The sequence below is a fragment of the Rhodococcus sp. MS16 genome, from assembly GCF_013277795.1.
GTDB classification, from domain to species: Bacteria; Actinomycetota; Actinomycetes; order Mycobacteriales; family Mycobacteriaceae; genus Rhodococcus_F; species Rhodococcus_F globerula.
Window position 1 is genome coordinate 703850 of record NZ_VBTM01000003.1, and the last position, 12966, is coordinate 716815.

The 12966-nt window shown below is 61.3% G+C and carries 9 protein-coding genes; 5 read left to right on the forward strand and 4 right to left on the reverse strand.

Annotated elements, in window-relative coordinates:
* Nucleotides 1-29: 29 nt before the first annotated feature.
* Together FEZ60_RS08305 and FEZ60_RS08310 are read right to left on the reverse strand one after the other, a co-directional pair.
* Nucleotides 30-1223, reverse strand: coding sequence for an acetyl-CoA C-acyltransferase (locus FEZ60_RS08305; RefSeq protein ID WP_172935893.1), 1194 nt, complete (start codon nucleotides 1221-1223; stop codon nucleotides 30-32).
* A 48-nt stretch (nucleotides 1224-1271) separates the two neighbouring features.
* Nucleotides 1272-2072 (reverse strand): crotonase/enoyl-CoA hydratase family protein, encoded by an 801-nt coding sequence (locus tag FEZ60_RS08310; protein ID WP_172935894.1) that lies wholly within the window; start codon nucleotides 2070-2072, stop codon nucleotides 1272-1274.
* 201 nt (nucleotides 2073-2273) lie between these two features.
* On the opposite strand from FEZ60_RS08310, the gene FEZ60_RS08315 reads away from it, so the two are divergent.
* The 5 genes from FEZ60_RS08315 to FEZ60_RS08335 all read left to right on the forward strand — a co-directional run bounded on the left by FEZ60_RS08315 (nucleotide 2274) and on the right by FEZ60_RS08335 (nucleotide 7807).
* Nucleotides 2274-3068 carry an enoyl-CoA hydratase gene (locus FEZ60_RS08315; RefSeq protein ID WP_172935895.1) on the forward strand — a complete coding sequence of 265 codons (795 nt, stop codon included), beginning with the start codon at nucleotides 2274-2276 and terminating at the stop codon, nucleotides 3066-3068.
* Nucleotides 3069-3263: 195 nt separating this feature from the next.
* A complete protein-coding gene (locus tag FEZ60_RS08320; RefSeq protein ID WP_172935896.1) occupies nucleotides 3264-4454 on the forward strand; it encodes an aromatic ring-hydroxylating dioxygenase subunit alpha in 1191 nt (396 codons plus the stop codon).
* A 38-nt stretch (nucleotides 4455-4492) separates the two neighbouring features.
* The gene (locus FEZ60_RS08325) at nucleotides 4493-5386 is read left to right on the forward strand and encodes a hypothetical protein (protein WP_172935897.1); all 894 of its coding nucleotides are present in this window, start codon (nucleotides 4493-4495) and stop codon (nucleotides 5384-5386) included.
* Between the two features lie 124 nt (nucleotides 5387-5510).
* A complete protein-coding gene (locus FEZ60_RS08330) occupies nucleotides 5511-7061 on the forward strand; it encodes an AMP-binding protein (RefSeq protein WP_172935898.1) in 1551 nt (516 codons plus the stop codon).
* A gap of 89 nt (nucleotides 7062-7150) precedes the next feature.
* Nucleotides 7151-7807, forward strand: coding sequence for a helix-turn-helix domain-containing protein (locus FEZ60_RS08335; protein WP_242484470.1), 657 nt, complete (start codon nucleotides 7151-7153; stop codon nucleotides 7805-7807).
* On the opposite strand, the gene recD is transcribed toward FEZ60_RS08335, so the two are convergent.
* Together recD and FEZ60_RS08345 are read right to left on the reverse strand one after the other, a co-directional pair.
* Complete coding sequence (gene recD / locus FEZ60_RS08340) at nucleotides 7795-9660, reverse strand: exodeoxyribonuclease V subunit alpha (RefSeq protein WP_033232420.1); 1866 nt, start codon at nucleotides 9658-9660, stop codon at nucleotides 7795-7797. The two genes, FEZ60_RS08335 and recD, sit on opposite strands and share 13 nt — an antisense overlap.
* Entirely contained in the window at nucleotides 9657-12965 is a 3309-nt protein-coding gene (locus FEZ60_RS08345; protein ID WP_172935899.1) for a UvrD-helicase domain-containing protein, read from the reverse strand. Before FEZ60_RS08345 ends, recD begins: the two co-directional genes overlap by 4 nt.
* Between the last annotated feature and the right edge of the window lies 1 nt (nucleotide 12966).

Consider the following 12966-nt stretch of genomic DNA (forward strand, 5'->3'; position numbering starts at 1 on the left):
TCAGTCTGATCAGATGTGTTGGTACAGAGTCAGATACGTTCGATGATGGTCGCGTTTGCCATTCCGGCACCCTCACACATCGTCTGCAGTCCGTAGCGGCCACCGGTAGCCTCCAAGTGGCACACCAGCGTGCTCAGCAAGCGAGTACCCGACGATCCCAAGGCATGTCCAAGTGAGATCGCACCACCCCACGGGTTGAGCTTGGCCGGATCGGCACCGAACTCGTGTGCCCAGGCCAACGGCACCGGCGCAAACGCCTCGTTGACTTCGTAGGCGTCGATGTCGTCGATGCTCAGCCCCGAACGGGCGAGGACCTTGTGGGTTGCGGGGATCGGCGCGGTGAGCATGAATACCGGATCGTCGCCCGCCACCGAAAACGCGCGGAATCGCGCCCTCGGCGTCAGTCCGAGCTTGGCTGCCATCTCCTCGCTCATGATCAGCACCGCTGATGCACCGTCCGTCAACGGCGAGGAGTTACCCGGCGTGATCTGCCACGGTGCCTCGGGAAACCGCGTCGCATACTCCTCGGTGTAGAACGACGGCCGCAGCCCCGCCAGACCGTCAGCGGTGGTCGAGGCGCGCACGGTCTCGTCAACCGTGTGCAGCACTGTTTCTCCGGCCGCGTTGGCCACCTCGATAGGCAGGATTTCCTTGTCGAAGTATCCGGCGGCCGCGGCAGCAGCAGCGCGCTGATGTGACTGGGCAGAAAACGCATCAAGGGTCTCGCGGTCCAGTTTCCATTTCGCCGAGATCAGTTCCGCCGAAATACCTTGATTTACCAGCCCTTCCGGGTAGCGAGCCACGATCCCAGGTCCTGACGCGTCTTGTCCCATCGACGCCGTCCCCATGGGAATCCTGCTCATCGACTCGACACCGGCCGCGATCACCATGTCGTAAGCGCCGGCGATCACACCCTGCGCAGCAAAATGAGCGGCTTGCTGGCTCGATCCACACTGGCGGTCAATCGTGGTCGCGGGCACCGAATCCGGGAATCCGGCCGAGAGCAACGCCGTGCGGGTGATGTTGAGTGACTGCTCGCCTACCTGCTGCACGCAACCGCCGATCACGTCGTCGACCTGCGCCGGGTCGATCCCGTTGCGTTCGACGATGCTGCGCAACACATGTGCCAGGAGTTCCACCGGATGCGTTCCCGACAGCGCACCGCCTGGTTTGCCCTTGCCTGAAGCCAGACGAACTACGTCGACGATTACTGCGTTGGTCATGTTGTTTCCTTTGATCGAAGGATGTCGGTGGTGCAGGTCAGCGCGGCGTCAGCGCCCTTGCCACACGGGTGCGCGTTTCTGCGCAAACGCCGCAGGCCCCTCGGCTGCATCGGCACTCGTGAACACAATTTTCATGGACTTCGCATTTGCGGCCCACACATCCGGTTCCCAATCCGCACCCGACGCGGTCTGATGGATCACCGACTTCGATTCACGCACCGCCAGTGGCGCATTCGCGGCGATCTGTTCAGCCAACTCGAGTGCAACCTCGAGGGCTGTGCCTGCGGGTGCAACACGATTGACCAAACCCAATTCCTTACCCTGCGCAGCGGTGATCGGTTCGCCCGTCAACGCCATCTCGAGGGCCACTTTCCGCGGGATCTGTTGCGCCAACCGAATCACCCCGCCGGCTGCGGCGAACAACCCCCGCTTCACCTCGGGAAGCCCCAACGACGCGGTCTCGTCGACAACTGCGAGGTCGCTGGCCAGCACCAGTTCGGTACCGCCTCCGAGGGCAAACCCATTAACCGCCGCAATGGTCGGCTTACTGATCCAATGCTCGACGAACCCGGCAAAACCCCACTCGCGATGTCCTCGGGCGGATAGATCTTCTCCCCCGCCGAGCGCCTTCAGATCTGCGCCGGCACAGAATGCCCGACCGGCGCCCGTGATGACGACGACCCGCACCTGCGGGTCGGAATCCGCCTGTTCGAGGAAGGAACCGACTGCCGTCGACAGCGCCTGATTGACAGCATTCAATGCCCGTGGGCGATTGAGAGTGATGATTGCAATCCCACCGCGGCGCTCATACAGCGCCGCCGACTCGATCACGGTCGACTGGTCGGCCATGTGTGCCCTCCGTAATTGTCGAAAACTGCAGATCGCCCAAACCTACAGTAGTTAGGTAATATCGATCAACAACAGATCAGAACATTCACAGCGAAGACGCATCGTCGAGTCCGTTCCGCCGGCCAGGTTGCGGCAGCGGGGGCGAAAGCTATTCCGCTGCAAGAACGACCACCTTGCCAATAAGACACCGATTGGAAACACATGAGTAATGATCTCGCCGGCATCGACGTCACCGTCGACGGCAACGTTCTCCGCATCACCGTCAACCGCCCGTCTCGAATGAACGCCGTCACCACGGAATCACTCGACGCGATCGCCTCAACGCTGAACCACTACCGCAATGACTCTGCGATCCGGGTTGCGGTGCTGACAGGATCGGGACGAACGTTCTGCACTGGTGCCGATCTGTCGAGCATCGAGGAGATCTCCGACCCACCGTCCCCCGCCACCATCGACGCGGCAAACCGCTCCGTCACCGAAATCATCACGTTTCCCCATCCGGTCATCGGTGCGATCAACGGACCGGCCGCAGGAGTTGGCGTGTCCCTGGCGCTCGCATGTGACCTCACCGTCGCAACCGAATCCAGCTACCTGTTGCTCGCATTCACCAAGATCGGGTTGATGCCGGACGGCGGCGCCACTGCACTCGTCGCAGCATCGATCGGACGTGCAAGAGCCCTCAGGATGGCTTTGCTCGCAGAACGTCTCCCCGCGGCGACTGCCGCCGACATCGGGTTGATTGCCGCAACATATCCGGACGACAACTTCGCCGAGTCCGTCGGAGCACTGACTCGGCGGATTGCCGACGGCCCTGCTCACGCACTTGGCACCACGAAATCCGCGATCAATGCGGCGACTCTCACCGAAATACACAACGCACTGGAGCGTGAGCGATCAGGGCAGCTCGAATTGATCAGCGAACCCGACTTCAGCGAGGGCGTTCAGGCCTTCCGCGAAAAGCGTCCCGCCGCATTCGGGCGAGCGACTATCGCCTGACCAGACACTCCAGGGACGCCTTCGCCAAACCGATGCTTGACGCACCAAGACTAATGGCGATAGTTTATTAGTCGAGAGGGTCGCCGACGAGCGGTGCACCACGGTGCACCGCGGTTTCGAAACCGAATGCAACGCAACATATTCGGTGGCATGTACCCCAAGCACTGCGCATGGACGAAGAAGGAGATCCCCATCATGAGCGTCGACCTCGACTTGCAGGGCATCCGCGATCAAGCCCTTCGGAACTTGCTCAACCACCTCAACGACTCCGTCACCGACCAGTGGAACGAGATCGCCCTGTTCAAGGCCACTGACTACACGGATCCGGCACGTGCCGAACTCGAACGAGACAAAATCTTCGGCGAAGTTCCGTTCATCGTTGCGCACACCTCGGAACTTGCAGGCAAGAACGACTTCATCTCAGTCGAACTCCCGCGCAACAAGGTTGTAGTGGTCAGACAAAAGGACGGAAGCGTCAAGGCATTCGTCAACGCGTGCCGACATCGCGGCGCCCAACTCGTGTCGGAAGAATCCGGAAAATGCCGCATCTTCTCATGCGTCTATCACCGGTGGTCCTACGATCCCAACGGCGAACTTCGCACGGTCACGCTCGACACGACATTCGGCGACTTCGATCGCTCGAAATTCGGACTGGTAGAAATACCCGTCGAAGAACGTCACGGATTCATCTGGGTAATCGACAATGCTCACCGAGAAATCGACGTAGCAGCCTGGTTGGGTCCCGAGATGGACGCAATTCTCGCCGACTTCAATGTCGAGAAGCTCGTAAGCATAGATCCCCACACTTACCGCCGCCCTACGAACTGGAAGATCCTGCAGGACGGTTTTCTCGACAACTACCACGTGAAGTACGCGCACCCGAATACCGCCGGAAAGATGTTGCACACCAACGCCGTAACGCTGCAGGACTACGGACGACACTTCTGGTTTCTCACCGGCCGAAAGAGCGTCGACCAGTTCATCGGTCACGACGTCACGTGGGACGAGTCAATGGAGAAGCACACGATCGAGAGTTGCTACCTCGCACCGAATACCATGCTGCTCAAACACGCCACTCACATTGAGATCCTGACATTTCGTCCGGTAGGGGCAAACCCCAACGAGTCGATCATGCAGATGCGGATCCTCGCTCCTACCGTCGAGGACAGTGGATTAGCCCAGGAACACTGGGAGAAACGCTGGAAGAAGAACTGGAATTTTCTGGTCTCGATACTCCACGATGAAGATTTCCCCATCCTCGACGGTTCACAACGAGTGCTGTCCAGCATGGATGCCGGAACGATGTTGCTCGGCCGAAACGAGTTGTCCAGCCACCTCTTTCGCCGCGAAGTCGACCGGCTCATCTACGGGACTTCGGAGGCCTGACCATGCCGGAGAAATCCAGTGTCGAGGATCCCTCCGTCATGTCACTGAACTGGTACCGGGGCCTCCCCACCGGTGCCGCCGTCGGCTTGCTGGATCGCGCCCGAGCAGCCGACGCCGAGATGGACTTCTCCGCCCCGCACCGGCAATCCACACCGGCATCCGCGCACTGCGTCACCGCCGAAGTTCGCACGCTCCTGCATCGTTGGAACGCGCCCGTATCGAGCGAACCCCAGTTGGCAGCAGTACTGACCGTGATCACAACACCAGAACAGATTGCAACGATCGACTTCACAGTCGATCCGGACTTCCGCTCGACTGGCGTCGCTACCGCTGTGTTCGAGGAACTCGGCAACGAAGAATCGGAATCCAGACAATGGATCGACAGCGACACCACAGCGTTCCTCGGTTGTGCATACGGTTCACATCCTGCCGCCCTGCGCCTCGGAATGCGCTTCGATGCGGTCGTGATCGGCCAACGACATCATCTGCTGCTTCCCTCCCACCGCGACTACGGCAATTCCCGGGCGGTATCGGATTCAGCCCGCACCCCCGCCGTGCACATCGATGAATGCCGCGAAGAGCAGCGTACGGATACCGTCTGGGACCAACTAAGAGACAAGCGAACTAGTCCTGCTACACGGATCGTCAGCAACACCGCGACGGTGGATGTGGACGTGCACAACGGGGTGGGAACGATCCGGAGCCTGACGATCACGGAACCACGTTCCGCGCCAACAGGTTCGCCCCTGATTGCCGCAGTCCGTTCTGCGGTGGATTTCCTCTGGGAATTTGGCGCCGAATCCATCGAAACCACTGTCGACGCCTTGGACGACGAGCTATTCGGCGCGTTCCGATCAGCAGCATTCCAACATGACCGAACCGACATTCTGTTCTCCCGATCATCGAATTGCATTGAAAGTCAACCGAAGTAGATCTTCACCTCCCCCCGAGACGGCTCCCTACGAAGTAGATACTTACTGTTGACTTTTTGCCTAATGACATTAGTCTATTGGGAGACCTGGATCACACTCCTGCACACAGCTAAGGATGTCTTAGATGCCCAGTAACATTCTCCGACCACTCAATGCGTGGGCCACACGCCAGCCTGACGCTGCGGCAATCGAATGTGGCGGGGCACAACTGTCCTGGCAAGAACTCGACAGCGCCGCCGCACGCGCAGCTGCCGAACTCATGGCGCACGGCGTCTCACACGGTGACCGTGTCGCGATCATCGGCCGTAGTTCCACCACGTGGGCCGCCACAGCACTCGGGGTACTCAAACTCGGTGCGATCATTTGTCCGCTCAACGAACGAAATGGTCCCGCCGAGATCGGGCCGGCCGTCGAACAACTCGAACCTCGAGTGGTGATCTCCGCGGCACACGCAAGGACCGCCGTAGAAACAGCACTCTCCGAGACGTCGGTACAGTTCCCCGTCCTGGATCTGGAGCAGATCGGCAACTCTTCCACCGCGATCGTGGCTCTGCCGAAGCTACAGAGCCCCGGTACCGATCCGGTGTGCATTCTCTCCACGTCGGGGTCGACCGGACACCCCAAAGGCGTTGTTTACACCCATGAATCACTGCTGAGCGCCTTCTTCGAGTGGTGCCTGCAAGAACCGTCTTTCATGCGAGCGCGGTCACTCAACGTCAGTTCGATGTCGTTTGCGGCCGGACTCCTCAACGGCTTCCTCGGGCCGTTGACGCTCGGCGGCAGTTCAGTCTTCCTCCCCGACTGGGATCCCAGCGTTGCTCTGGCGCTGATCCGCGACTGCAAAATCACACACTTGGGTGCCACCACGATCTTCTACGAACAAATGGCCGCGATCCCGGAATTTGCGAGCGCGGACCTCTCTTCCCTGACAGTAGCTTTCACCGGAGGTAATCCTGTGACGGTGGAACTGATCCGGGCCTGGTCGGACAAGGGCGTCGGATTGCGCCAGGTATACGGGCTGACCGAATCACAGTCCAACGCAACGATTCCCTCGGTGGACATGGCACTCAATCAGCCCGACAGCGTTGGGCTCGGAGGCGTTCTCAACGAGTTCATGATCGCCGATGCGAATGGAACACCCTGCGCCCCTGACACTCCGGGAGAAATCCTGATCTCCGGTCCGGGCGTAGCCGCTGGATACTGGCGCAACGACGAACTCACCAAGGCAAACTTCGAGGGCGGCTGGTTGCATACCGGTGACATCGGAACGCGGGACGCCAGCGGCGCGATTCGAATTGTGGGCCGAATCAAGGACGTCATCATCTCCGGTGGTATGAACATCTACGCCGCGGAAATCGAACGCGTGATCATGGAGATCCCGGGAATCCTCGAAGTAGCCGTCATCGGAGTGCCCGACGACAGTTTCGGAGAGACACCCGCGGTGCTCCTCCGAGCCGCTGGATCCCTGACGGCAGAAGCCGTCGTCGAGCACTGTCGTGCCCGGCTGGCGCGGTACAAGAGCCCGCGGTACGTGGAGTTCCTCACCGATCCGTTGCCGCGGACTGCGGGAATGAAGATCAACAAGGCCCCTCTTCGTGTGCAATTCAATGATCTACCCCAGCGGGCCGCACAGGTTTCGCCACGGCACCTGGAAACCTCCGACCGACTTTCCTGAGCGGGAGCGTTCATGCCGGGCAGGTTGCCGGCCGCGACGTCACCCACGCCATAATGATGTGAGGACTTGCCGCACACGTGGGTGACGGCATGATCGAAGTAAGGGTCGGTATGGGCCGGAAACCATTGATACAACGTGAAACGGTGATCCGCGCGGCAATCGAAATTGCCGACGCGGACGGTCCGGGATCGCTGAGTCTCGAACGAATCGCGGCGGCACTGGGAGTGAAGGCTCCTTCGCTCTACAATCACTTCTCCGACAAGGCCGAAATCCTCGCAGGAGTGGCGCGATCCATTGTCATGGAAACTCCGCGAACACCCGCTCCCGTCGGAGGCGACTGGAAACAATGGCTGATCGAGGCCTCGGTCAGATTCCGGGAGACACTCCTGAAGCATTCTCGGGCCGCACCGCTCGTCGTCGAGTACTTCCCACGCGGTTTGCTCGAAAAGCTCTACGCCGAGCACTGCCTGGTACTGGCCGCTGCGAATGTCCCCACCAACTATCAGATGTTCATTCTCGAAGCGACCCATCGGATGACCATCGGGGCGGCTATGTGCGTTGCCACCGGACGCCCCGCAATGGCCCCCTTCGCCAATCCTGACCAGTTCGACGACCAACTGAACGAGTCTATGCAGCAGGGTAACTGGTCGGACGCGAAGCTCTTCACCGAGATGCTGCGGGTCTTCATGGACGGTGCCGAAGCAGACTACTCACGCCGCGAGCTCCAGCTCGATCAACCGTCGTAGGGACGGATGGCACGCCGCAAGCCACTGGCCCGGAGCACTTGGCGTTCGACGCCGGCGCGCACGGACTCCTCTGTTCCGATCACGCGAACATGAGTTCGCGCGCGAGTAATCGCGGTGTACAACAACTCCCGAGTGAGCAGCGACGACGCCTCGGCCGGCAACATGACGGAGACGGTGTCGTATTGACTGCCCTGGCTTCGGTGGATGGTCATCGCATAGACCGTCTGCACGGAGGACAATGAGCTCGGGTGCAACTGGAAATTGTTGTCGCCGCGCTGGAAGGCTGCCATGAGCACTCCGCCCTCGCCCTCGACAATGACTCCGGTATCTCCGTTGTAGATGCCGACCTCGTAGTCGTTGGCTGTGACCAACAGCGGCTGGCCGGGATACCACTGTTCAGGATTCAGGAACTCCCCTGCCTCAGCCCCCACCCAGTCCATGGCCTGTTTTGCCCACCGGCTGACGCCGTACGGGCCGTCGCGGTGTGCGCACAGAAGCCGATGCGATTCCATCGCTTTCAGCGCTCTCATCGCGTCACCCTGCTTCGCGAATCCAGTCGCGGACTCAGCGCTCGTGACGATATCGGAACGCAGCGCGTCGAGGTCTTCGGGCGCGTGAAACGACACGGCGGGATCACCGCTACGAAGAAGGCCGATAACCTCCTCTGCCTTGCCCTCCCGAACCGCGCTTGCCAACTGCGCAATGATTCCGCCGAATCGTCGGCCACGGGAAAGTTGAACTATGCCGCCGCGGAGACGTTCACGATCGTGCGCGGTGAGTGATTCGGCAGTACCTCCAGGTTCCAAGTCCGCACCGACAATGTCGGCCAGCGCCTTGTTTCCCTCCGCATTCGACGGTCGTGCAACAAGATCCGCGAGGACCGCGCCGGCATCCACCGACGTCAACTGATCCGGATCTCCGACCAACAGCAGTCGCGCGTCAGGACGCACGGCCTCGAGTAATCGAGCCATCAACGTCAACGACACCATCGACGTCTCGTCCACCACGATCACATCGAACGGCAGGCGGTTGGACGCGTTGTACTTGAACCTGCTGGCGCTGCCCCGTTGCCAGCCCAACAAACGGTGCAGCGTCATCGCCGTGAGGTCTGCCGGAAGTTTCAACTGCTCCGCCTGCTCGCGCACCGACTCCTGCAATCGCGCAGCCGCTTTGCCGGTGGGCGCAGCCAGACCGATTCGTAACTCGCTGCCGTGCTCTTCGAGAAGCAGCGCAAGAATACGTGCCACCGTGTGGGTTTTGCCGGTACCCGGGCCACCCGCGATAACCGTTGTCCAGTGTGTGAGCGACAGGGCTGCCGCAATGCGCTGACGGTCAGGGCCACTGGTATGGCCTGAATCCCCCTGAAAAGTTGTCTGCAATCGGGTGCGCGACTGTTCGGTGTCGACTGTCGGATGCGTCTCGGCTCGCTCGTCCAGTACGCGACGAATTGTCTGCTCCTGCAAAAAGTACCGATCCAGGTACAGCAACTCTCCGTCGTCGCTATCCACCAGTCGCAGCGGTCGCAACGGCCCGGCAGTTCCGCCGATCACCAAGGGGCTCAACCGCAACGCGCTGATCACCGCTTCAGGTTCCGGCCAGGGTAACGCGGCAAGTTCGGCTTCGGTGGCCCCGTCGACGCTGACATCCTGCATGCGTCGTAGATCCAGGCAAACCGATCCCGAGCGCACCGCCCGAACCGCCAACGCGGCCACCAACATCACGCCTGGCGACGGTTCCCCGCCCAGCGTGCACAATCTGACAGCAACGTGGACGTCGGCGGCCAGAAGGACCCCGGCCTCGTTGAACGTGCGCACGATCCCACGTGCTCGCTGGGCCAACTGCGCTTCGGTCATGAGAACTCCAGTACGTCAGGCGAAGATCGACCCGCGAGCAGATCCGACAACTCGACGATGAGCGCGGCCGGTGGTTTCCACTCGAATACACCGCATTCCGGCGGACTTTCCGGTCCGAGCATCCCCCGGACAAACTGATACTGCGCTCCGCCCAGATGCCGCCCCGGATCGTAATCCGCAAGTCGCCACCGCAGATAGCGATGCAATGCAACCGAATACAACAGAGCCTGGAGCGGATAATGCGAGCGAATCATCTCAGCTGCCATCAGGTCCCGGGTGTAATGCGCAGCCGTGAGATCACCGCGCCCCAACCTGTTGGTCTTGTAGTCGACGATCACGAACGACGGCCCCGGAATGCGCAGTACTGCATCGATACTGCCGGTCAGGAATCCCCGCATCGGTATGGCGTCGACCCGGCCCAGGTGATCGGCATAACCCGCCAGAATGTCGTCGTGCGGCAGATGCTTTCGGAGAAGTTCGGCCACCTGACGCAGCGTGACCGTCAATGACACCGGATCGTCACCACCGGCCAGCGGCAATTCGAAGTCCAACTCCGGCAGTCGATCCGAAGGATCGATTGTCGCCAGCGTTCCGAAGCCCAGTGGCGTGTGCATGACTGCAAAGAGCGCATTCGCCAGCGCCACCGGGTCCAGGTCCGCAGCCCGCGCAGAAACCGCCTGTGCACATCGCATCTCGAGTTCGCTGCGTAAGTCCACAGCGGAGGTATCGACAACTTCGAGAATTTCGTGAACCAACGTGCCGAACGCGGCGCCCGCGGGAAGTCCGTTCATCGGCGACGGCAATGCCTCCAGCGGTGAGGCTTCCACGGGTCCGACGTCCACGAAGTCCGCCGGTTCGTCGTCCTTCCCCGGATCCTCGACCTCACTGCCGGTGGTGGGCGCATGATGAGCGCCCGCCGTCAACGCCGAATACGACGTCCGGCGCCACAGCGTATCCAGGTCACGATCGAAGCGGGCTGCCTCCAACTCGTAGGTCTCCGAGACGGATTCGGACCAACGATCGACCGACGGTGGGTGCGGCCCGACCGACTCGACGGAAATCACGTTCGAGTGGTCCGCCGGCCACGATTCCAATCGCGTGGCAATGGCGCCGTCATCAAGTACTTTCACCACTCGGGCGGGCTCCACGATTCCGGGTGTACGCCCGAGTAGCAACCTGTGCAACGCAGACCGCGACGTACCGTATGCCGGTGCCCACCAAAGAACAAGCTGACACTGCGCCCGGGTGAGCGCCACGTACAGCAGACGCAACTCTTCGCCCGCTCCCTCCGTTTCAGCAGTCAGCTTCCGAGTGTTGTAACCCGGCCCTTCAGCCCCACCGACGTCGAGAATCCGGCGTCCGTCGCCGTCGTGGAGCATCTGGGTCGCTGCGGCGAATCCGCCGACGCTGTCCCAACCGAAGGGCACGTACACAATCGGGAACTCGAGGCCCTTGCTGGCGTGAACCGTGGCGATCTGCACTGCCGCTGCGTCGCTGTCCAGACGTCTGCTGCGATCACTCACGCTTCCCGACGCCGGGTCCTTGATCCGATCCCCCAACCACCGTACGAGGGCGCTCAGGCCGAACGATTCTTCGGCCGCGACTCGGCCGAGCAATTGCGCCACGTGACGCAGATCGGTGAAATCACGTTCGCCGGACGGCGACGACAGGATTCTTCGCTCCAAACCTGTTTCACCCGATATTTTTTCGAACACCGCCGCAAACCCGATTCGCTGGAACAGCTCGGCAAACATTCGCAACTGCCCGGACACGGCAGCCACGACGGCGTCGCCATCGGAATCCATCGCCTCGGGCGTATGGCCCAGAATCGGCGACAGCGCAGCCAGTCGCACCCGGTCTGCACGGTGAGGCTGCTCGACGGCCTGCAACAGCCATAGCCAGTGTTTTGCGCTCGCCGTCGCGAAGACGCTGGAGCCGCCGGTCAATACAGACGGAACACCGACGAGTTCCAACGTGCCACGAATCATCTCGGCTTGCTTGTGATTACGCACCAGGACGGCAATGTCGCCGGGTACAACAGGCCGGCTCACACCACCGAGACTCAGCTCGGAACCACTCGAGAGCACGCGCACGACGTCGGCGGCCAAGTCGTCGGCGATTCGGCTCCGCAATCTGCCGACCGCGGGAAATTGCGACCGATTGAGCGGACCTGCGCCGGTGCGCGGCAGATAACGCAAACGCATCGACGGCTGCCCGGGAAGCCGGGAAACCTTGTGCGACGACGCAACCGGATGAGCGACGATGCTGTCGTTACCCAGCGCGGCACCGCCGTACAGATGCTCGAGCGCAGCCAGCAGACCGGGGTCACTGCGCCAATTGGTAGTGAGTTCCTGATGCGAATCGGCCTGCTGTACGGCGTCGAGGTAGCTCAGCACCTCCGCTCCACGGAACGCGTAGATAGCCTGCTTGGGGTCACCGACAAGAACCAACGTGGTGTGCCCGTGAAACGCGAGGCGCAAGATATCCCATTGCAGTGGGTCGGTGTCCTGGAATTCGTCGATCAGGACCACACGAAACTTCTCGCGCACGCGGCGACAGGCTTCCTGTCCGTAGTCGGGGTCGGCGAGCACCCCGTGCAGCAACGTCAGGAGGTCGTTGAAGTCGCGAATCCCCCTGGCACGTTTGCGTCGTTCGACCTCATCCCGCGCTGCCGCCGCGAACAACACCCGCTGCCCCGGGATGGTGTCCTCGTCGGCATCGGGTTCGAGTACAGCTTGCCCGTCTGCGACCGCACTCCGCGCGATCGCCAGCGCATCCTTCACAGAAAACGGTGGGGACGTATCCAGGGCGCTGTAGCGGACGAGGTAAAGATCGGACACAACCTCGTCGATCAGATCGTCAACCGATTCGACAAACGTCGCATCCGGTTCCCGCTCACCCGCGATACCCAGACCGTCGAGCATCCGTTGGCAGAAGCTGTGCGTTGTGGTCATGGTGCCGGAATCGAACTCCGCGAGTGCCTGCAGAAGTCGGCGGCGACGACGTGCCACCTCTTCGTCGCCGGCAGATGCCAGATGACGAATCAACACGTCGTCCGAGTGACGAGCACGGTCCGGGTCGGCCAGCGCAGCCGATACACCAGCGAATCGCTCACGCGTCCGCTCCCGAAGCTCCTGTGTTGCAGCCCTACTGAACGTAACCAGCAGTACCTGCGAAATATCCGCCACACCTTCGGCGACACACCGAGTTGCCAGACCCACAATCGCGTAGGTCTTACCCGTGCCCGCGCTTGCTTCCAATACCGTTGTGCCGGAAGGAAGGGGGCCAAGCAGGTCGAAGTCCATG

Coding starts and splice junctions, on each gene's coding strand:
- FEZ60_RS08305 (WP_172935893.1), bottom strand. CDS start 1,223: ATGACCAACGCAGTAATCGTCGACGTAGTTCGTCTGGCTTCAGGCAAG.
- FEZ60_RS08345 (WP_172935899.1), bottom strand. CDS start 12,965: ATGGACTTCGACCTGCTTGGCCCCCTTCCTTCCGGCACAACGGTATTG.
- FEZ60_RS08315 (WP_172935895.1), top strand. CDS start 2,274: ATGAGTAATGATCTCGCCGGCATCGACGTCACCGTCGACGGCAACGTT.
- recD (WP_033232420.1), bottom strand. CDS start 9,660: ATGACCGAAGCGCAGTTGGCCCAGCGAGCACGTGGGATCGTGCGCACG.
- FEZ60_RS08310 (WP_172935894.1), bottom strand. CDS start 2,072: ATGGCCGACCAGTCGACCGTGATCGAGTCGGCGGCGCTGTATGAGCGC.
- FEZ60_RS08325 (WP_172935897.1), top strand. CDS start 4,493: ATGTCACTGAACTGGTACCGGGGCCTCCCCACCGGTGCCGCCGTCGGC.
- FEZ60_RS08335 (WP_242484470.1), top strand. CDS start 7,151: ATGATCGAAGTAAGGGTCGGTATGGGCCGGAAACCATTGATACAACGT.
- FEZ60_RS08330 (WP_172935898.1), top strand. CDS start 5,511: ATGCCCAGTAACATTCTCCGACCACTCAATGCGTGGGCCACACGCCAG.
- FEZ60_RS08320 (WP_172935896.1), top strand. CDS start 3,264: ATGAGCGTCGACCTCGACTTGCAGGGCATCCGCGATCAAGCCCTTCGG.